Origin of the sequence: Streptomyces sp. NBC_01446 (assembly GCF_026340095.1) — a bacterium.
GTDB lineage: Bacteria > Actinomycetota > Actinomycetes > Streptomycetales > Streptomycetaceae > Streptomyces > Streptomyces aureus.
This window is the reverse complement of record NZ_JAPEPO010000001.1, coordinates 6,923,212-6,942,269: the sequence shown is the minus strand read 5'-3', so window position 1 is coordinate 6,942,269 and position 19,058 is coordinate 6,923,212. Positions and strand designations below refer to the sequence as shown.

Annotated in this window: 23 protein-coding genes; 9 read left to right on the top strand and 14 right to left on the bottom strand. The window is 71.5% G+C overall.

Annotated elements, in window-relative coordinates:
- The first annotated feature begins 55 nt into the window (after positions 1 to 55).
- Together OG456_RS31220 and OG456_RS31215 are read left to right on the top strand one after the other, a co-directional pair.
- Positions 56 to 670, top strand: a complete 615-nt coding sequence (locus OG456_RS31220) for a TetR/AcrR family transcriptional regulator (protein WP_266566833.1) — start codon at positions 56 to 58, stop codon at positions 668 to 670.
- A 148-nt stretch (positions 671 to 818) separates the two neighbouring features.
- Positions 819 to 1,217 (top strand): hypothetical protein, encoded by a 399-nt coding sequence (locus OG456_RS31215; protein WP_266566831.1) that lies wholly within the window; start codon positions 819 to 821, stop codon positions 1,215 to 1,217.
- A gap of 93 nt (positions 1,218 to 1,310) precedes the next feature.
- On the opposite strand, the gene OG456_RS31210 is transcribed toward OG456_RS31215, so the two are convergent.
- The 7 genes from OG456_RS31210 to OG456_RS31180 form a co-directional block, all read right to left on the bottom strand.
- Positions 1,311 to 1,862 carry a hypothetical protein gene (locus OG456_RS31210; RefSeq protein ID WP_266566829.1) on the bottom strand — a complete coding sequence of 184 codons (552 nt, stop codon included), beginning with the start codon at positions 1,860 to 1,862 and terminating at the stop codon, positions 1,311 to 1,313.
- A 158-nt stretch (positions 1,863 to 2,020) separates the two neighbouring features.
- Positions 2,021 to 2,704 carry a uracil-DNA glycosylase gene (ung, locus tag OG456_RS31205; RefSeq protein ID WP_266566828.1) on the bottom strand — a complete coding sequence of 228 codons (684 nt, stop codon included), beginning with the start codon at positions 2,702 to 2,704 and terminating at the stop codon, positions 2,021 to 2,023.
- Between the two features lie 105 nt (positions 2,705 to 2,809).
- The gene (locus OG456_RS31200; protein ID WP_266566826.1) at positions 2,810 to 4,390 is read right to left on the bottom strand and encodes an ABC transporter substrate-binding protein; all 1,581 of its coding nucleotides are present in this window, start codon (positions 4,388 to 4,390) and stop codon (positions 2,810 to 2,812) included.
- A 165-nt stretch (positions 4,391 to 4,555) separates the two neighbouring features.
- Complete coding sequence (locus tag OG456_RS31195; protein WP_266566825.1) at positions 4,556 to 5,323, bottom strand: SDR family oxidoreductase; 768 nt, start codon at positions 5,321 to 5,323, stop codon at positions 4,556 to 4,558.
- Positions 5,324 to 5,340: 17 nt separating this feature from the next.
- Positions 5,341 to 6,102 (bottom strand): 3-oxoacyl-ACP reductase FabG, encoded by a 762-nt coding sequence (fabG, locus tag OG456_RS31190; protein WP_266566823.1) that lies wholly within the window; start codon positions 6,100 to 6,102, stop codon positions 5,341 to 5,343.
- Positions 6,103 to 6,260: 158 nt separating this feature from the next.
- Positions 6,261 to 6,650, bottom strand: a complete 390-nt coding sequence (locus OG456_RS31185; protein WP_266566821.1) for a DUF3037 domain-containing protein — start codon at positions 6,648 to 6,650, stop codon at positions 6,261 to 6,263.
- Positions 6,647 to 7,474 (bottom strand): HipA family kinase, encoded by an 828-nt coding sequence (locus tag OG456_RS31180; RefSeq protein ID WP_266566819.1) that lies wholly within the window; start codon positions 7,472 to 7,474, stop codon positions 6,647 to 6,649. Before OG456_RS31180 ends, OG456_RS31185 begins: the two co-directional genes overlap by 4 nt.
- A gap of 119 nt (positions 7,475 to 7,593) precedes the next feature.
- Here OG456_RS31180 and OG456_RS31175 point away from each other — a divergent pair, with 119 nt between their 5' ends.
- Positions 7,594 to 8,052: a Rieske (2Fe-2S) protein gene (locus OG456_RS31175; protein WP_266566817.1), complete on the top strand. Its 459-nt coding sequence runs from the start codon at positions 7,594 to 7,596 to the stop codon at positions 8,050 to 8,052.
- Between the two features lie 9 nt (positions 8,053 to 8,061).
- On the opposite strand, the gene OG456_RS31170 is transcribed toward OG456_RS31175, so the two are convergent.
- Positions 8,062 to 8,706: a cysteine hydrolase gene (locus tag OG456_RS31170; protein WP_266566815.1), complete on the bottom strand. Its 645-nt coding sequence runs from the start codon at positions 8,704 to 8,706 to the stop codon at positions 8,062 to 8,064.
- Between the two features lie 124 nt (positions 8,707 to 8,830).
- Here OG456_RS31170 and OG456_RS31165 point away from each other — a divergent pair, with 124 nt between their 5' ends.
- Entirely contained in the window at positions 8,831 to 9,298 is a 468-nt protein-coding gene (locus OG456_RS31165; RefSeq protein ID WP_266566813.1) for a pyridoxamine 5'-phosphate oxidase family protein, read from the top strand.
- Here the strand turns inward: OG456_RS31165 and OG456_RS31160 are convergent.
- Positions 9,295 to 10,251, bottom strand: coding sequence for a LysR family transcriptional regulator (locus tag OG456_RS31160; RefSeq protein WP_266566810.1), 957 nt, complete (start codon positions 10,249 to 10,251; stop codon positions 9,295 to 9,297). The genes OG456_RS31165 and OG456_RS31160 overlap by 4 nt on opposite strands.
- Before the next feature lie 75 nt (positions 10,252 to 10,326).
- Here OG456_RS31160 and OG456_RS31155 point away from each other — a divergent pair, with 75 nt between their 5' ends.
- Positions 10,327 to 11,316, top strand: a complete 990-nt coding sequence (locus tag OG456_RS31155) for a DMT family transporter (RefSeq protein WP_266566805.1) — start codon at positions 10,327 to 10,329, stop codon at positions 11,314 to 11,316.
- On the opposite strand, the gene OG456_RS31150 is transcribed toward OG456_RS31155, so the two are convergent.
- Positions 11,307 to 12,638, bottom strand: coding sequence for an aminotransferase class I/II-fold pyridoxal phosphate-dependent enzyme (locus OG456_RS31150; RefSeq protein WP_266566803.1), 1,332 nt, complete (start codon positions 12,636 to 12,638; stop codon positions 11,307 to 11,309). The two genes, OG456_RS31155 and OG456_RS31150, sit on opposite strands and share 10 nt — an antisense overlap.
- Positions 12,639 to 12,673: 35 nt before the next feature.
- Between OG456_RS31150 and OG456_RS31145 the strand changes: the two genes are divergently transcribed.
- Positions 12,674 to 13,372 carry a pyridoxamine 5'-phosphate oxidase family protein gene (locus OG456_RS31145; RefSeq protein ID WP_266566801.1) on the top strand — a complete coding sequence of 233 codons (699 nt, stop codon included), beginning with the start codon at positions 12,674 to 12,676 and terminating at the stop codon, positions 13,370 to 13,372.
- A 328-nt stretch (positions 13,373 to 13,700) separates the two neighbouring features.
- Here OG456_RS31145 and OG456_RS31140 read toward each other — a convergent pair whose 3' ends face one another.
- The gene (locus tag OG456_RS31140; protein WP_266566799.1) at positions 13,701 to 14,747 is read right to left on the bottom strand and encodes a DMT family transporter; all 1,047 of its coding nucleotides are present in this window, start codon (positions 14,745 to 14,747) and stop codon (positions 13,701 to 13,703) included.
- A gap of 162 nt (positions 14,748 to 14,909) precedes the next feature.
- Positions 14,910 to 15,431, bottom strand: a complete 522-nt coding sequence (locus tag OG456_RS31135) for a Clp protease N-terminal domain-containing protein (RefSeq protein ID WP_266566797.1) — start codon at positions 15,429 to 15,431, stop codon at positions 14,910 to 14,912.
- A gap of 211 nt (positions 15,432 to 15,642) precedes the next feature.
- Between OG456_RS31135 and OG456_RS31130 the strand changes: the two genes are divergently transcribed.
- A complete protein-coding gene (locus OG456_RS31130) occupies positions 15,643 to 15,810 on the top strand; it encodes a hypothetical protein (protein WP_165914282.1) in 168 nt (55 codons plus the stop codon).
- 123 nt (positions 15,811 to 15,933) lie between these two features.
- Positions 15,934 to 16,362 (top strand): SRPBCC family protein, encoded by a 429-nt coding sequence (locus tag OG456_RS31125; protein WP_266566793.1) that lies wholly within the window; start codon positions 15,934 to 15,936, stop codon positions 16,360 to 16,362.
- Positions 16,363 to 16,452: 90 nt separating this feature from the next.
- Here OG456_RS31125 and OG456_RS31120 read toward each other — a convergent pair whose 3' ends face one another.
- On the bottom strand, positions 16,453 to 17,070 hold the full coding sequence (locus tag OG456_RS31120; RefSeq protein WP_266566791.1) for a PadR family transcriptional regulator: 618 nt from the start codon (positions 17,068 to 17,070) through the stop codon (positions 16,453 to 16,455).
- 140 nt (positions 17,071 to 17,210) lie between these two features.
- Here OG456_RS31120 and OG456_RS31115 point away from each other — a divergent pair, with 140 nt between their 5' ends.
- Entirely contained in the window at positions 17,211 to 18,020 is an 810-nt protein-coding gene (locus OG456_RS31115) for a PhzF family phenazine biosynthesis protein (protein ID WP_266566789.1), read from the top strand.
- A gap of 94 nt (positions 18,021 to 18,114) precedes the next feature.
- On the opposite strand, the gene OG456_RS31110 is transcribed toward OG456_RS31115, so the two are convergent.
- On the bottom strand, positions 18,115 to 18,915 hold the full coding sequence (locus OG456_RS31110; RefSeq protein WP_266566787.1) for a CPBP family intramembrane glutamic endopeptidase: 801 nt from the start codon (positions 18,913 to 18,915) through the stop codon (positions 18,115 to 18,117).
- Between the last annotated feature and the right edge of the window lie 143 nt (positions 18,916 to 19,058).

Sequence of the window (19,058 nt, the reverse complement as noted above, 5' to 3'; positions counted from 1 at the left end):
AGTGAGCCTGCTCTCGAACGTACTACAGGTGTAGTTCCGGCGGTAGGTTGGAACCATGCCCCCCCGCAAGAGCGCCGCCGGCGCCACCGGCGCACCTCGCGCCGAAGCCATCGCCGACGCCGCACTCGATCTGCTCGCCGAGCGCGGGATGCGGGGCCTGACACACCGAGCTGTCGACGAGGCGGCGGGCCTGCCACAGGGGTCGACGTCGAACTACGCACGGACCCGGCTCGCCCTCCTGGAGGCAGCGGTGCGGCGCCTCGCCCTGCGCGAGTCACGGGTGCTCGCCGTGGACGAACTGCCGGATCCGGCCGGCGGGATCCACTCGCTCGTCGACGGCATGGCGCTCGCACTGCACCGCTATCTGACCAAACACCCTCAACTGCTCGTCTGTCGTTACGAGTTGGCACTGGAGGCGACACGGCGGCCGGAGTTGCGGACGTTCTTCGACGAGACGGGCCGGCAGTTCCACGAACCCCTCACCGCGCTGCTGCGGGCCGCGGGGTCCCGGGATCCGGAGCGGCACACGCTGTCGCTGGTGGCCTGGTCCGAGGGAATCATGTTCTCGTGCGTGGCCGGGGCGTTCCACGCGTCGGTCCCGGACCTGGCGGAACTGCGGGCGGGGTTCGGGGAACTGTTGCGCGGGATGCTCGACGCGTCCCCGTCCTGACCTGCGCGTCACCCGTGCGGGGCATCATCCGCCGACGGGCCCGCCACGAGAGTCCGTACCCGACAGAGTTGCGCGGGTGCATCGATCGACGACGTCAGCAGCGTTTCTGCTCACGGTGGCGGCCACGGCCGCCGCGGTGTCCGGTTGCGTGAGCGTACGGCAGCCGGAGCCCCCGGCCACGCCCCCCAGCGCCCCGGCCGTTCCGGCGGCGCCCCGCCCCGACGGGCCGGCGGACCCCCAGGTCGTGCAGGCGCCGGTGCGGGAGGCGCTGGACAGGATGGGCCGCAGGCCACCGGCCACCCACTCGCCCTCACCCGAGCCGACCCGTGCGCCGCGCCCGCCCCAGCCGCCACGCCACGAAGCCCCGCACCGGTCGGGCCCGGGACACGCGGCACGCCCCGCAGCACCTCCGCCGCACCACCCGCACACGGCCGCCCCCGCGGCACCGGGCGTTCCGGGCGATGTGTGCGCCCTGGGCCACCAGTACGGCAAATGGAACCCGGACAGCCCCGAGGCCCGCATCTGCCGGGAGACGTACGGCGGGTGAGGTGGGGCGTAAGGCGAAGGGCAAAGGGCGAAGGGCGACGAAGGGCGAGGCGAAGCGAGCGGCCCATCGAGCGGCGCCAGTGAGAGGGGCCGCCTACGAACTCCGTCTGGGCGGCCCCAGCGGCTCGCCCCCGGCGGAACCGCGGCCCGGGCCCTCGTCCCCTCCGGGCGGCATCGCCGCGACCCGCGTTTCCAGGCGGGCGATGGCCGCCCGTACCCCGTCCCCGTAACCGTCGTCCCCGAGCGCGCCCACCACGGCGCGCGCCTGCGTCAGATGACTGCGGGCCGCTTCGGGGCGGCCGAGCTTCACATAGTCCGCCGCCAGGTTGAGATGCAGCGAGGGGTAGAGCGCGCGGACTGCGAGCGACTGCTCGTGGAGCGCGAGCCGCGCCTCGGTCAGGCCCTCGGCGGCGGTCAGGGCCCGCAGGTCCCACGCCAACTCGTCGTCCGGGTCGTCCTGGGCGTCCGCCATGTAATGCGCGAGCGTGCAGCGGTGGAGGGGGTCGCCGTCCTCGCCGATCTCCGCCCACAGGCCGAGGTACCGGTCCCTGGCCTCCTCGCGGTCACCGGCGTGATGGAGCATGATCACCTGCCCGATCCGGGTCATCATGACGTCGTCCGCCGCCTGCTCCCGCTGCTCAGCCACAGGTCCTCCACGCTCGTATGCCGATCATCCAAGCTGATAACGATTCCGACGCTATAGGCAGCCGCTGACAATCCCGGTCAGGCGCGGGCGGGGGTCCCTCCGGGGGCCGGGCGGTCACCGCGCGCAGAGCTGCGCGCACCCGGAGGGACCCCGGGGCGTCAGCCCAGGTCCGGAATCCGCCAGTCGATCGGCGTGTGCCCCTGCGCGGCCACCGCCTTGTCGATCTGCGTGAAGGGATGCGAGCCGAAGAACTTCTTCGCGGAGAGCGGCGAGGGATGCGCGCCCTTCACGACGACGTGGCGCTCCTCGTCGATGAGGGGGAGCTTCTTCTGCGCGTAGTTCCCCCACAGGACGAACACGGCCGGGTCGGGCCGGTCGGCCACCGCGCGGATCACCGCATCGGTGAACTTCTCCCAGCCCTTGCCCTTGTGCGAGTTGGCCTCGCCGGCCCGCACCGTGAGCACCGCGTTCAGCAGGAGGACGCCCTGCTCGGCCCACGGCATCAGATACCCGTTGTCAGGGACCGGGTGGCCGAGCTCCTCCTTCATCTCCTTGTAGATGTTCCGTAGGGAGGGCGGCGTCTTCACGCCGGGCCGGACGGAGAAGCACAGACCGTGCCCCTGTCCCTCCCCGTGGTACGGGTCCTGGCCGAGGACAAGGACCTTGACCCGGTCGTACGGGGTCGCGTCGAGCGCCGCGAAGACCTCCTCGCGCGGCGGGTAGACGGGACCCTTCGCGCGCTCCTCCTCGACGAACTCCGTGAGCTCCTTGAAGTAGGGCTTCTGCAGCTCCTCGCCGAGGACGCCGCGCCAGGACTCGGGCAGCATCGCGGTGTCGGTCACGTCAACAACCTCCGGGGTACGGTCACTTCACGGCCGTACGAGGCACGGCCGCTGCACACCCCAGAACCTACCCGCGGCCACTGACAACGGCCCCCGGCGGGCCGCCTACCAGCTGGTCTTGCGCTGCAGCTCCCACATCATCATGATCGTCGAAGGGTCGAGGGCCCGCTCGCCGCCCGAGATCTCCTCGCTGGCCGCGATGTACTGCTTGCCCTGCCACAGCGGCAACAGCCTGGCGTCGTCGACGAGTATCTGCTGGGCGCGCTTGAACTGGCCCACCACGGCGGCGCGGTCGCTCTCACGGCGCGACTGCGGCAGCAGATCGTCGGTGATCTCCTTGGACGCGTAGGGCGTTCCGAGCGCGTTCTGCTGGCCGACGAAGGGCGCGATGAAGTTGTCCGCGTCCGGGAAGTCGGGGAACCAGCCGCGTCCGAAGACGGGGTACTCGCCCTTGCGGTATCCGGCCTCGAACGTCTTCCAGGGGCGTCCCTTGATCGTGACGTCGAACAGTCCGGACGCGTCCAGCTGTCGCTTGAGCTCGGTGAACTCGGCGCCGGTCGCGGACCCGTAGCGGTCGGTGGCGTACCAGAGGGTGAGCGGGACCCGGTCCGTGATGCCCGCCCGGGTGAGGATGTCCTTGGCCTTGGCCGTGTTCGGGTCGCCGAAGTCGTCGAAGAAGCCGGTGGTGTGCCCGGTCAGGCCCCTCGGGACCATCGAGTAGAGCGGCTCGACGGTGTCCTGGTAGATCTTGTGGGCGATCGCGCCGCGGTCGACGACCTGGGCGACGGCCTTGCGGACGGCGGACTTGCGCGCCCAGGGATCCTCGGGGTTGAACACCAGGTAGCTGATCTCCATGCCCGCGCCCTCGACGAGCTGGATGCCGTCCTTGGCCTGCTTGCCCTGGAGCCCCACGACGTCCGACGCGGCGAGCCCGCGGTACGTGGCATCGATCTTCTTGGCGCGCAGGGCGCCGACCATCGAGGCGGAGTCCTTGAAGTAGCGGATGGTGACGGCGCTGTTCTTGCGCTCGGCGAACCCGTCGTAGTGGTCGTTCTTGACGAGCTCCGCCTTGTCGCCGTCGGTGTACGCGTCGAGCGCGTACGGCCCGGAGCCGGCGATCTTGCCGTCGTCGCGGACCGCGTCGGCCGGGTACTCGGCGGGGTCCACGATGGACATCGCCGGTGTCGCGAGCACGAAGGGGAAGGTCGCGTCGGGCTTGTTCAGTTTGAAGGTGACGTCACGGTCGCCCTTGACCTCGACCGCCTTCAGGCTGCCGAGGAGCCCCTTGGGGCCACCCTTGACGTCGATCCTGCTGATGCGGTCGATGGAGTACTTCACGGCAGCCGCGTCGAGCTTGTCGCCGTTCGAGAACGCCATGCCCTCGCGCAGCTTGCAGTGGTAGACGCTGTTGGAGGGGTCGGTGAACTCGCAGCGCTCGGCGGCGTCGGGCTTCGGCTCGGAGGCGCCGGAGGGGAAGCTGACGAGGGTCTGGTAGACGTTCCTGAACAGCTCCCAGGAACCGTCCCAGGACGCGGCCGGGTCGAGGGTGCTCGGCGCGCTGGTGGTCCCCACGACGATGGGTTCGGTGTCGTCGGACTCTCCGGACGACATCAGTCCGCATCCGGCAAGGAGCGATATGCACGTTATCGCCGCCAGTTGACGGGGGCCCTGGATCCGGTTGAACACGCGCGCGCTCCTCGATCGGCCATGCCACAGGTCGGCAGACCATACCGCAGTGCCCCGCCGGGCCAACGAGGCACTCCGGCGGGGCACTTGATGCGCACGTACGCGACGTACGCGGGGAACTTCAGTTAAGCGAACTTGGTCCGATTCAGCCTCGCGGAGGCTTTGTCAGCTGACGCCCGCATTGAGGAAAATTCCGCCGTCGACCACGAGGGTCTGACCGGTGATCCAGTCGGACTGTTGCGAGGTCAGGAAGGCGGCGGCGCCGCCGATGTCCTCGGGCACACCGAGCCGGGCCAGCGGGTAGGCGGCCGCGGCCTCGGCCTCCCGGCCCTCGTAGAGAGCCGTCGCGAACTTGGTCTTCACGACCGCCGGGGCGATCGCGTTGACCCGCACCTTGGGCGCGAACTCGTGCGCGAGCTGGACGGTCAGGTTGATCATCGCCGCCTTGCTCATGCCGTACGCGCCGATGAACGGGGACGGGGCGAGACCCGCGACGGAGGCGATATTGACGATCGCCCCGCCGTTCTCGCTCTGCCACGCCTTCCACGTCTGCTGGGCGAAACCGAGCGCGGAGATCACGTTGGTCTCGTAGACCTTGCGGGCGACGCTCAGGTCGAGCTCGGCCATCGGGCCGAACACCGGGTTCGTACCGGCGTTGTTGACCAGGTAGTCGACGCGGCCGAACGCCTCCATGGTGCGCTCGACGGCGGCGGCCTGGTGCGCCTCGTCGTGGGCCTTTCCGGCCACGTACATGACGCGGTCGGAGCCGAGGGCCTCGACGGCCTCCTTGAGCGCGTCCTCACCGCGGCCGGTGATGCACACGCGGTCGCCGCGCGCGACGAAGGCCTCGGCGACGCCGTGGCCGATGCCGCGGCTTCCGCCGGTGACGAGGGCGACCTTGCCGGAGAGCTCCGGGAGCTGGGATGAAGTCATGTCCATTTTCCCCGGCCCTAGTTGAGCGGTCCGCCGGCGACGTACATGACCTGGCCGGAGACGAATCCGGCCGCCTCGCCGGTGAAGAAGGCGATGGCGTTGGCGATGTCGTCGGGCTTGCCCACGCGCTGGACCGGGATCTGCGTGGCGGCGGCGGCCTGGAACTCCTCGAAGCCCATGCCGACGCGGGCGGCGGTGGCGGCCGTCATCTCGGTGACGATGAAGCCGGGGGCGACGGCGTTCGCGGTGACGCCGAACTTGCCGAGCTCCTTGGCGAGGGTCTTGGTGAAGCCCTGGAGGCCGGCCTTGGCCGCCGAGTAGTTGACCTGGCCGCGGTTGCCGAGCGCCGACGACGAGGACAGGTTGACGATGCGGCCGAACTTGGCGTCCACCATGTGCTTCTGCACGGCCTTCGACATCAGGAACGCGCCGCGCAGGTGCACGTTCATGACGGTGTCCCAGTCCAGGGCGCTCATCTTGAACAGCAGGTTGTCGCGGAGCACGCCCGCGTTGTTGACGAGGATCGTCGGCGCGCCGAGCTCCTCGGCGATGCGCGCGACCGCGGCCTCGACCTGCGCCTCGTCGGCGACGTCGCAGCCGACCGCGAGGGCCTTGCCACCGGCGCTGGTGATCTGCTCGACGGTGTCCTTGCAAGCGGCCTCGTCGAGGTCGATCACGGCTACGGCGCGACCCTCGGCGGCCAGACGTACGGCGGTAGCGGCGCCGATGCCGCGTGCGGCACCGGTGACGATCGCGACGCGCTGCTCAGTGGTGGACATGCTCTTCGGTCTCCTCGCCCTAGAGTGCGGCCCTCACGTCCAACTCGGTGAGCGACCGCTTAGTACCCTGTGGACGTGACGCTAGAAGTCCTGGCACCCGGTGTCAACGTACCCATCGGGTGCGCCTGATCACTCACCGCGAAGGGGCCGCCGCGAGGTCACCTCACCAGGAGGTCGAGAAGCCTGTCGGCCTCGGCCTCGGGGTCCTCGGTGAGACCGGTGTGCACGGGCCCCGGCTGCACGACCGTGGAGCGCGGCGCGACCAGCCACCGGAAGCGCCGGCCCGCGTCGTCGTCCGCCGCCTGGCCCGCGTCGCCGCCCCCTCGGCAGTGGCTCTCGACGGCGGCGAGCGAAGCGCGGACGCCGGTCACGTCCGCCTCCGGGTCGAGGGCGCGCAGCTTCGCCTCGTCGAGGTGCGTGAGCGCGCGGACGTAGGACTTGGCGCGGCAGTAGACGACCACGCCTGCGTTGATCTGCTCGCCGCGCTCGACGCGCGGGACGACACGCAGCAGCGCGTATTCGAAGACGTCTCGGGTGGTCGTGGTCACCAGGTGCCGCCCTTCACAGTCGCCGTGCCGGTCAGCCAGCCCGGGGTGCGCGGGACGCGGTCGGGATCCGGCTCGGGCAGGCCGATCCGCTCGTGGACGGTCGCCGCGCGGGGCAGCAGCACGGCGGCGTACGCGCGCCGCACCGCGTCCGGGTCGTCGAAGCCCGGCTCGTCGGCGAGCCAGGCGTCCGGGACGTCGGCGGTGACCTCGGCGAGCAGTTCCTCGGTGAGCCGCGGCGCCAGCTCCGCGGCGGCGGCCGCGACGTCGGGCGCGAAGGGGGCGAGGGCGTGGTCGAAGGCGTCGTACGGCCGGGCCGCCGCGGCCTCGGCGCCGCGCCAGTTGTGGTGCCAGATCATGCTCGCGCCGTGGTCGATGAGCCACAGGTCGCCGTGCCAGACCAGCATGTTGGGGTTGCGCCAGGACCGGTCGACGTTGTTGATCAGGGCGTCGAACCAGATGACGCGGCCCGCCTCCGCGGGATCCACCTCGTAGGCGAGCGGGTCGAAGCCGAGCGCGCCGGAGAGGTACCGCATCCCGAGGTTCACGCCGCCGCTCGACTTGAGGAGGCCCTGCACCTCCTCGTCGGGCTCGCCGAGGCCGATCACGGGGTCGAGTCCGATCCGTACGAGCCCGGGCACCCGGAATCCGAGCCGCCGCGCGAGCCCCCCGCAGATCACCTCCGCGACAAGCGTCTTGCGGCCCTGTCCCGCTCCGGTGAACTTCATGACGTAGGGGGCGAGATCGTCGGCCTCGACGAGCCCGGGGAGCGATCCGCCCTCCCTCATCGGGGTGACATAACGGGTCGCCGTGACTTCGGTGAGCATGGCCCCAGGTTAGGCGAGACATCATCGTCGTACGAAAGTCCGTCCGGTGTTGAACACTCCGGTCCCGCGGCCCGTACGGGAGTGGGCCACCCCCCTCGACCCGAAGGGAAACACCAGTAATGACCGCTTCGCACGAGTCCGTATCCGCCCCGACCCGCCGCACCGTCGTCGCGGCCGTGGGAGCCGCCGGTATCGCCGCCGCGCTCACCGCGTGCGGGAGCTCGGACGATTCGTCGTCCTCCGAGCCGGCTGGAAACACGGCCAAGGACGGCGCGGCCAAGGACGGGGCAGGCAAGGAACTCGCCAAGACCGCCGACATCCCCGTCGGCGGCGGAAAGATCTTCGGTGACGCGGGCGTGGTGGTCACGCAGCCGAAGAAGGGCGAGTTCAAGGCCTTCACGAACATCTGCACCCACAAGCAGTGCCCGGTCACCGCGATCGAGGGCGGCACCATCAACTGTCCGTGCCACGGCAGCAAGTTCTCCATCGAGGACGGCAGCGTGAAGCACCCGCCCGCCGCGCAGCCCCTGGCCGCCAAGGAGATCACCGTCTCCGGCGACTCGATCACGCTCGCGTAGCGGCGCGGGTCAGCGGCCTCGGCGCGGGCGCTTCCAGCAGGTGAGCACGTCGTGTGTGGACGTCACGGTGGCCACGAGGGCGAGGGTGTTGCGGATCATCGCGGGGGTGTAGTCGGACGGCACCCCCGCGACGGCGTCGGCGGGCACGGCGACGGTGTAGCCGCGGTTCACCGCGTCGAAGACGGCGTTCGGTATGGCGACGTTCGCCGAGACGCCGACGATGATCAGCGTTCGGCAGCCGAGGTTGCGCAGCAGGGCGTCCACGTCGGTGCCGGCGATGGGCGAGAGGCCGTGCAGCCGGCGTACGACGATGTCCTCGTCCGCCACCTCGACGGGCGGCGCGATCCTGACCGCCTCGGTGCCGGAGATCTGCTGTACGGGCAGGCGCGCGGCGGCACGGAACAGGCGTCCGTTGTGGTTGGCGCCGCGCCCGTCGGGCCGCCGCTCCGCCACGGCGTGCAGCACCTGTACTCCGTTCTCGTGGGCGCCCGAGACGAGTCGCGCCACATTGCCGAGCGCCCCGGACGACCTGGCCTCCTGGGCGAGTTCGGGCAGGGCGCTGTCGGGGCCGACGACCCCCTGCTGGCACTCCACGGTCAGCAGCACGGTGGTGGCCGGATCGAGCAGTTCGGCGAGCTCTTCGTACGACGGCACGGGGTCCCCCTGTCGCAGGCGTCCTGAGCGGCGAGAGATTAACCACCATTGCGCCATGGGGGAAGACGCCGCATGCTTCTGATCTGACACACCGTCAGCGAGAAGCCCGCGAAGGGGAGTACGCATGGCTGTCACACAGCGCCGGGGCCGCAGGATCATGATGACACCGGCCGAGCTGGACGAGTTCCTGACATCCCAGCGCACCTGCCGCGTCGCCACGGTCTCGTCCGACGGCTCCCCGCACGCCAGCACCCTGTGGTTCGTCTGGGACGGCACCTGTCTGTGGCTGTACTCGATCACGCGCAGCCGCCGGTGGGCCGACCTCCTCAAGGACCCGCGCATCGCTGTCGTGATCGACGCGGGCGAGGAGTACGGGGAGCTGCGCGGCGCCGAGCTGTCGGGCACGGTGGAGTTCGTCGGGGAGAGCCCGCGCACCGGCGAGCCCGTACCCGAACTGGACGCCCCCGAGCGGCTGTTCGCCCGCAAGAACTTCGCGATGGACGAGATGGTGCACGACGGCCGGCACGCCTGGGCCCGGCTCACGCCCGACAAGATCGCGTCGTGGGACTTCAGGAAGCTGGCGTCGCTCTAGCACTCACTTGGGGAGCCATCTCCCGCGGAGCCCTCTCCCGGGGCGGCGTCCCCTCCCAGACTCGCGCCCACGCTCCGGAGCGCCTTCACCGCCGCCCTGATCGACGGCCGCCGGTCCGCGTCGGCCCGCCACACGACGTAGACGTGCCGGCGTACGCGCCGACGCACCGGCACGGTCACCACCCCGTCCGGCACCGGATCCCGCCCGAGGAGCGGCGCCACGCACACACCGAGCCCGGCGGCGACGAGGCCGAGCTGGGTGTGGGTCTCGGCGGCGCGATGGCCGATGCGGGGCTCGACGCCCTTGGCGCGCAGCGTGAAGAGCAGCCACTCGTGGCAGAACTCGCCCTCGCCCCACGTGATCCACTCGTCGTCGGCGAAGTCCTCCAGGCCCACCTCGCGGCGACCGGCGAGGGGGTGGTCCGCCGGCATCGCGACATCGGCGGGATCGTCGAGGATCGCCGCCTTGACGAGGCCGTCGGGGAGCGGCATCGGCTTGTTGTACCAGTCGAGCACGACCGCCAGGTCCAGGTCGCCGCGCACGACCCCGGCGACCCCCAGCTCGGGCTCCAGCTCCTGCGAGCGCAGCCGCAGGCCCGGGTGCTCCGCGCGCAGGGCCGCGAGGGCGCGCGGGAAGAGGCCGCGGGCGGCGGTCGGGAACGCGGAGATCCGCAGCTCCCCCACGACCTGCCCCCGGTGCGCCTCCAGGTCCGACTGCGCGAGCTCGGCCTGGGACAGGATCCGCCCCGCATGCTCGGCGAGCAGCCGCCCGGCGTCGGTGAGGCGCACTCCCCTGCCGTTCTTGGCGAGAAGCTGCTGGCCGACCTCGCGTTCCAGCTTGGCCATCTGCTGCGAGACGGCGGACGTCGTGACGTGCAGCCCTGCCGCGGCGCCGCTGACGGACCCGTGGCGGGCGAGTGCGTCGAGGGTGCGCAGGCGCTCCAGGTTCAACATGTAAGCGATGCTAAGCGATACCAGGGATCAAGTCTCGCTTGTGCTAAGAGGTTGTGGGGCGGCATCGTTACGCCCATGAGCACCGTCGCCTCCTCGTCGCCCCCGGCGACTCCGGCCCCCGCGCCTTCCGGCATCCCTATGGAAACACCTGCCTCCGCACGGCCCCGCCGCGCCCTCGACTGGCGTGTCCGCTTCGGCGTCCTGTCGCTGATCTGGGGCTTCAGCTTTCTCCTCATCAAGGTCGGCACCGACGGCTACGCACCGTTCCAGGTGACGCTGGGGCGGCTCGCGTTCGGTACGGCGGTGCTCGCCGTGGCCATGGCCGTGAAGCGTGAGCGGCTGCCGAGGGGCCTGCGGACCTGGGGGCACATCGCGGTGGCGGCGCTGCTGCTCAACTCCCTGCCGTTCTCGCTGTTCGCGTTCTCCGAGCAGACGATCCCGTCGACGCTCGCCGGTATCTGCAACGCGACGTCTCCGCTGTGGGGCATGGCCCTGTCGCTGGTGGCGCTCTCCGAGGACCGGCCCACGCGCCGCCGGGTGGCGGGGCTCGGCATCGGCTTCCTCGGGGTGCTCACGGTCCTCGGCGTGTGGCAGGGCTTCCACGGCCTGGACCTGGCCGGCACGGCGATGGCGCTGCTCGCCTCATTGAGCTACCCGGTGGGCTGGATCTATCTGCGCCGTACGCTGGCCGGGACCGGCCACTCGAACCTGTCGCTCTCCGGCGCGCAACTCCTGATGGCCACGGTCCAACTGGCCGTCGTCACCCCGTTGTTCACGACACTCCCGGCCCACCTCCCGGTCGTGCCCCTGCTCGCGATCGTCGCCCTGGGCGCGCTCGGCACCGGCCTCGCCTTCCTCATCCAGTACGGCCTGGTGGCGGAGGTCGGTCCGACCACGGCGCAGATGGTCACCTACTTCATCCCGGTGATCGCGACGGCAGCGGGGGTCGCCCTGCTCGGCGAGTCCCTGACCTGGTCCACCCCGATCGGCGCGGTGATCGTGCTGGCGGGCGCGGCGCTCACACAGTCCAGGGCGCGGACCCCTCGGCGTAGCGCTCAGCCGTAACGGCGCGCGGGGGCCGGCCCGGTGGCGGACGCGACGGCGTCGGCCACCGGGCCGATGTCGTCCGTGCCGAGCGTCGACACGGTGATACGCACCCCGGGCGCCGCGCCCATCCGGAAGCGCGCCCCGGGCGCGACGGCCCACCCGGCGTGCAGCAGCCGCGCGACCGCCCCCGTCTCGTCCGGTACGGGCACCCACACGTTCATGCCGCTGCGCCCGTACGCCTCGACCCCGCGCTCGGCGAGGGCCGCGATGAGCGCGTCGCGGCGCTGCCCGTACGACGCGGCGACGGCGCGCGTGTCCACCGCGCCTTCGGTCCACAGTCGGGCGACGGCCCGCTGAAGGATGCGGCTCACCCAGCCGGGGCCGAGGCGCTGCCGCCCCTGCACCCGGTCGACCGTGACCGCGTCGCCCGTCAGCACGGCGAGCCTCAGGTCGGGCCCATAGGCCTTGGCGGCGGAGCGGACGAACGCCCAGTGCCGCGTCACACCGGCCAGCGGATACAGCGGCAGGTCGACGATCCCGTGCCCGTGGTCGTCCTCGATGAGCAGTACGTCCTTGTGGGCCGCCAGGACTTTGCGCAGCGCACGCGCGCGTGGCGCGGTGACGGCGGCGCCGGTGGGGTTCTGCGCGCGGTCGGTGACCACCAGGGCCCGCGCCCCCGCGCTCAGGGCCCGCTCCACCTCGTCGGCCAGCGGCCCGTCGTCGTCCACGCCGACGGGCACCAGGCGCAGCCCGAGCGCCGGGACCAGGTCGAGGAGGCTGCCCCAGCCCGGGTCCTCGACGGCGACGGCGTCGCCGGGCTTGAGGTGTGCGGCGAGCACCCGCTCGATGGCGTCGAGCGAGCCCGACGTGACGGCGACGGGGCCCTCCGGGATCCCGTCCTTGTCGAAGGCGACGCGCGCGTGCCGTTCCAGTTCCGGCTCCAGGGGCCCGTCGCCGTAGAGGACGGGCGCCTTGTCGCCCTGCGCGGCCGCCCAGGCGAAGGCCTCGGCGAGCGGGGGCAGCAGGGCCGTATCGGGGTTGCCGTTCGAGACGTCGCGCACCCCGGCCGGTACGTCGACGCGGATCAGCTCGCGCGCCGTCGTGGCCGGCTTGGACCGCACGCGGCTGCCGCGGCGCCCCGCGGTCTCGATCACTCCCCGCTCACGGAGCGTGCGATAGGCGGCCGCGACCGTATTGGGATTGACCCCGAGATGCTGGGCCAACTCCCTCATCGGCGGCAGAAGTTGACCCGGCTGCAGGCCACCCACGCCCACCGCGCGCTCCACGCTGGCCGCGATCTCAGCTGCGCGCCGTCCTTCGATCGGATACTCTCCTAGCACAAAGCAGATTATGCACTAGTGCAATGGAGTTTGCAATGAGCGTGGCATCCGAGCCCGGCACCGTCGCTTCCGGGGACGCCTCCGCCTCCTACCCGGCGACCGACCGCACCGTCCCGGCCCGCATGCGCGAGCGGACGCACTACGACCGCGAGCTGGTCCACTCGATACTCGACGAGGCGTACATCTGCCATCTCGGGTTCGTCCGCGACGGCTCCCCCGTCGTGCTGCCGACCCTGTACGGACGCGTCGGCGAGACCCTCTACGTGCACGGTTCGACGGGCGCGCGCGTCCAGCGCATGGCGGGCGCGGCCGACCCCGGACTGCAGGTCTGCCTGACGGTGACCCATGTCGACGGTCTCGTGCTCGCTCGCTCCGCCTTCCACCACTCGCTCAACTACCGCTCCGTGGTGGTGCACGGCCTCGCCCACCAGGTGACCGACCCCGACGAGAAGCGCACGGCGCTCGACGCGCTCGTCGACCACGTGGTGCCGGGCCGTTCCCAGGACTCGCGCCCCGGGAACGACAAGGAGCTCGCGGCGACGTCCGTCCTGCGCCTCGATCTCGCGGAGGTCTCCGCGCGGGTCCGCGCCGGCGGCCCGAACGACGACGAAGAGGACCTCGGCCTGCCGTACTGGACCGGCGTCGTCCCGCTCACCAAGGGCCACGGCGCGCCGATCCCGGCCGACGACCTCGCGCCGGGCATCGCAGTGCCGGACTACCTGACGGTTCCGTAGGGCGCTTCCATGGCGCCTCTTGGGGCGAGCCCGCCCCGGTGAGCGGCGGTACGCACACCGGGGAGCCCTCGCCGGCCACCTCGCGCGCGCCTCGGCGACGGCGAGCCCGGTCACCGCGGCCGGCATCAGGAATGGCCTCCGCGCCGCACGGGTGGGGGCGGGGCTGGGACACGGACTGTCGTCTGTGGGCAGCCATGACCCGCTCGGGTCGTCCCGAGCCGGATCTTCGTCAGACGGGCCGCCGGAGCGCGATGCTCCGGACGGCCGCCGCCCGCGTCAAGCAGCCGGGGGCGGAAGCACGCGTGCGCGTGCATGCATGATCAACGCCCTAGTTCGCACTGCCGCGGCCGGACAACGTCTTGTCCGGCGACTCCGGGGACGCCTCGTTCGGAGCGGCCCCGTCCGGGGCGGCCTCGACCGCAACGGCGACGATCTCGGGCTTCGCCGGAGCCGAGGACTGCGCGATGAACGCCCCGACCAGGACGACCGCGCCGCCGACGATCTGCGGTGCCGACAGGTGCTCGCCCAGGAGCACCCAGGCCAGCACGGTCGCGATGACCGCTTCCAGGCAGGCCACGACTCCGGCCACCTGGGGCGAGAGCCGGCGCACCGACAGGACTCCGGTGACGTAGGCGACGACCGTGGCGATCAGCACGATCCAGCAGAGCAGCAGCCACGCGGGCACGGAGGTGCCGTTCATCGAGGCGCTGCCGCCGAGCACCGACCAGTCCACGCCCCAGGGGCGCGCCACGACCGTCAGGACGAAGGCGCCGACGAGCAGCCCGTACGCGATCACGCCGAGCGGGTCCGGCGCCCGGTCCCCCGCGTCGCTGCCCTGGTCGGACAGGACGAAGTAGCCGACCTGGCAGCAGGCGGCGGCGAGGGCGAGCAGCAGGCCGATCAGGTCGACACTGAGGCCCGCCCACACCTCGACGACACAGGCGAGGCCGCCGACGGCGAGGACCACGCCGAGCGCGGCGGCGCGCGTCACGGGCCTGCGCTGCACGAAGCGCACCCAGCCGAGGACGAGCGCGGGAGCGAGGTACTCGATGAGGAGCGCGACGCCGACGGGGATACGGGAGATCGCGGCGAAGTAGCAGGCCTGCACACCGGCGACGGCGAGGAGTCCGAAACCGGCAAGCAGCGCGGGCCGCCGGACGACCAGCAAGCGGTGCCGCCAGGCGACGGGCAGCATGACGAGCGCGGCGCCGGCGACGCGCAGCCATACCACGTGGAGCGGGTCGAGACCCGCCTCGATCAGCGGCTTCGCCGCCACACCGGAACCGCCGAAGGCGAGCGCCGAGACAAGGGCGAGCCCCAGTCCGACACCTCGCCCGCGGTTCGCCTGAATCCCCTGAGACGCATGCACCGGCACATCATGACAGCCGGCGTCATGACCGTCACCCCCGATGACCCCTGTCTCACGTGCCGGACGCGCCGGGCATGACGAACGGGGGCACGGCCTCAGGAGCCGCCGCACCCTCAAACAGAACCGAGCCTCGACAGGAAGCCAGGCCTCAGCCCACAACCGCTCGCCTCAGCACCCGGCCTCGACATGCCGCCGCAGGCTCTCCGCGTCGACCCCGGCCCGCCCGAGCACCTCGACGGCGCGGCACTCCCGGTCCGCCGCGAGCGAGGTGAGGAGGTCGACGCCGCACGCACGCGGGTCGCCGCGGCGCCCGGCGCGGTCGAGCGCGGCTTCCATCGCGGCGGCCGCGGCGGGCGACCAGCCGAGCCCCGTCACGACGGGCACGGCTCCGGAGTCCTCGACCGTGCCCTGCCACTGGAGGCCGTAACCGATGCTCCGCTGCACGAGGTAGCCGAGGAGGCGGGCGAGCTGCGGTCCGCCGCCGAAGGCCTCGCGCACCTGTGGGTCGGTCTCGAGGAGCGAGTGCAGGAGATGCGCGGTGTCGATCTGGCGGTCCCCGTCACGGACGGCTCTGCGGCGCGCGCCGGCCACCACAGAGGCGAGCTCGGGACTGAGCCTGGCGTCAACATCTGCACGGCTGTGGCCGCTTGCGGCGGCCTCGGACGGGGTAGGGCTTTGCACGTCTCCCACCTCATCAGCCCCTGGCCGGCCGGACATCCCCGGCGGGAAGCATTTCCACGTCCGACACAAGGTGGGCACGCATGAGCGGGTCCTCCTCCTTACGGATGAGATCGCGCCTTTTTACCCCGAGGGGCGCGCGCCGCCTTGCATCGCGCCCCTCACGCAACCGCAGACGTACCGGAACTCGTCCTTCACGAGTATGAAGGGGAGGTGCTGGCTCGTGGCCCTGCCGGCGATCGACGGCAGACAGTACGTGTACCGGGTGTACGCACCTGACGACGCGCTGCTCGCCGACCTGTTCTGGGACGCCTGGCACTGCCACGACGAGGGGCCGTTCCCGCGCGCCTCGGACCTCTTCGACGCCGCGGTCATCGAGAAGCTCGGCTGACCGCGGCTCCTCCCCCATCCGTTTCTGACGCTTCATCAGTATTGAATGTTCGAGGCCCTGCGGCTACTTTCCGCGACACCACGGCTGCGTCCGCCGCAGCTCTCGTCGAGAAGGGGTGGTCGCATGGCCGAAGTCAGCGCGGAAGCACGGATCGGGGCGCCCGCGGAGAAGGTCTGGGCCCAGCTCACCGACTTCACCGCGTACGGGGAGTGGAACGCCACACACACGAGCTTCCCGAAGGGCGCCCCCACGTCGCTCGAAGTGGGCGGCACCTTCGAGGAGAACATGAAGCTCATGGGCTTCCCGGCGGAGGTGACCTGGACCGTCGAGGACCTGGAGACCACCCGCACCCTCGCCATCAGGGGCAAGGGTCCGATGGGCGTCAACGTCGGCACGCGCTACACCCTGACCGCGGACGGCGACGGCACGACGGTCCGCATCGACGGCGAGTTCACCGGCGCCGCGGTGTCCCTGATGGCGGGCAAGCTCAAGGACTCGGCAACGGCCGCGCTCAACGAGTCGCTGCGCAAACTGGCCGGACTCGTCGCCTGAGCCGGACGCGTCGGCGAACACGCGAAGGCGCCCCGCACACTCGGTGCGGGGCGCCTTCGTCTGTCGGTACGGGGCATCACCCCGAGGACGTCAGTCCTCGTCGGCGAGGATCAGGTACAGCTTCTTGCGGGCGTCGTTGATGACGGTCAGCGCCTTCTCGCGCTGCTCCTTGCTGCCGGTCTTCCAGACCTGCCCGAACGCCTCCATCAGGCCGAAGCCGGCCTGCCGGATCTCGTTCAGGGTGTCCCAGTCGACCCCGCGCCCGGCCTCTTCCCAGGGGGCGTCGGGTCCCTCGTCGGCCGCGGAACGGCCCGACTCGGTGAGCGCGAACAGCTTCTTGCCGCCCTCGCTCTCGCTGGCGATCAGACCCTCGTCCTCCAGCAGCTGGAGGGTCGGGTACACCGAACCCGGGCTGGGCTTCCACGCCCCGCCGCTGCGCTCGGCGATCTCCTGGATCATCTCGTAGCCGTGCATCGGACGGTCCTTCAGGAGGGCCAGGATCGACGCGCGTACGTCACCGCGCCGTGCCCGTCCACGAGGTCCGCCCCGGCCGCCGCGCCCGCCGCCACCCCAGGGTCCCGGGCCGAAGCCCGGCCCGAAGGGGCCGAAGGCGGCGCGCCGCCCTTCGAAGCCGCCCCGACCGGGATGGCCGGGCCCGCACTGTCCATGTCCGTGTCCGTGCTCATGCTCGTGGCCATGGGAACGCATCGCAATTATTCCTTCCATCGTTGATCGGTCGCGATGCGTCAACGATATATCGGAACCGTTCGGCTGACAACCCTCGGCCGGTCCAGCTCTTGCGAATTGGCCTTGGCCTGCGCTTTCGCCGTCCCCGTAGCGTCGGCCCCATGCGCATTCGAATCGTGGACGCCTTCACCGACCGCCCCTTCGCCGGCAATCCGGCCGGCGTACTGCTCCTCGACGCCTTTCCCGACGACGCCCGGCTCCTGGACATCGCCACCGAGGTCAACCACGCCGAGACGGCCTTCGCCCACCCGCTGCCCGCCGGCGGCGGCGCCGACTGGGCGCTGCGCTGGTTCACCCCCGCCACCGAGGTCGACATGTGCGGCCACGCCACCCTGGCCACCGCGCACGTACTGCACAGCACCGGCGCCACCCACGGCCCGGTCCGCTTCGCCACCCGCAGCGGCGTGCTCGTCGCGACCCCGCGCGAGGACGGCACGATCACGCTCGACTTCCCGACCGCGCCCCTGACCCGTATCGACAGCCCCGAAGGGGTCGCTGCGGCCCTGGGCGCCGAGCCGCTCTCGGTGCACGACACCGGCCGCCAGGTGGGCGACCTCCTCGTCGAGCTCGCGGACGAGAAGACCGTGCACGCCCTCGCACCCGACCTCAAGGCACTCGCCGCCCATTCGGAGCGCGGCGTGATCGCCACCGCCCGCGCCGCGGACCCCGACGGCGCCTACGACTTCGTCTCCCGCTGCTTCTTCCCGCGCGTCGGCATCGACGAGGACCCGGTCACCGGCAGCGCCCACACGGCCCTCGCGCCGTTCTGGTCCGCGCGCCTCGGCCGCGCCGAACTCACCGGCCTCCAGGCCTCCGCCCGCACGGGCTTCGTACGCACCGAACTGCGCGGCGCCCGCACCCTGCTGACCGGCCGCGCCGTCACGGTCATCGAGGGCGACCTGCTCGCCTAGGGCCTTTCGCCCGACCCGAAGGAAAGTCCCTGGCACGCCGCAGGGGGCGTACGAAGATCTCGTACGCCCCCTGACTCCGGCACCCGCCCCGGCCTCACGCCGTGGGCAGCCACCCGACCTTCCCCGCGAGCAGCGCGTATCCGACGAACGCGCCGATGTCGAGCAGCGAGTGCGCCATCACCAGCGGTCCGACCCGCCCCCACCGCCGGTACAGATACGCGAAGACCAGGCCCATCGCGAGGTTCCCGAAGAAGCCGCCGATGCCCTGGTAGAGGTGGTACGAGCCGCGCAGCACCGAGCTGGCCACGATCGCCGTGCCGGGCGTCCAGCCCAACTGCCCCAGCCTGCGCAGCAGATACCCGACGACGATCACTTCTTCCAGGACGGCGTTCTGGATCGCCGACATGATCAGGACCGGGAACTTCCACCACACGTCGGGCAGCGCCTCCGGCACCACCGTGAGGTTGAAGCCGAGGCCACGGGCCGCCAGGTAGAAAGCGATGCCCGTGCTGCCGATGACCGCCGCGATCACCGCGCCGCGGGTCGCGTCGAAGAGCGGTCTCGTACGGTCGAAGCCGATCGTCCGCATCCCGACACCCTCGCGCAGCAGCAGGTGCGCGACGAGCGCGACCGGGACGAGCGCGCTCGCGATCCCGAACAACTGCCACGCCAGATCGAGCCACGGCCGCCCGGGAGCCGCCGAGGCGTTCAGGGTCGCCGCCTGGTCCTTCAGACCCCCCGGTTTGGTGACCGATCCGACAAAGCTGATCAGCGCGGACACTCCGCTCGCACCGAGCGAGAGCGCCAGGACGAGCAGTGTCTCGTTCCGAAGAATCTGTCGCGAGAGCCGCTCGTTCGGAAAAGAATCGGCCACCGCACCCGCCTCCGCCTGCACACCTGCCTCCAGTTGAGTAATCCCGTCTCATCCCCCACCTAGCCCCGCTAGGGTCTCGAATACAGGTACGAAGATCGCGCGCGACAGGCCGGGGGGACGAAGGCCGTTCTTTGGTGTACCTCTCCCTTTCCGTCGGGCCGGGA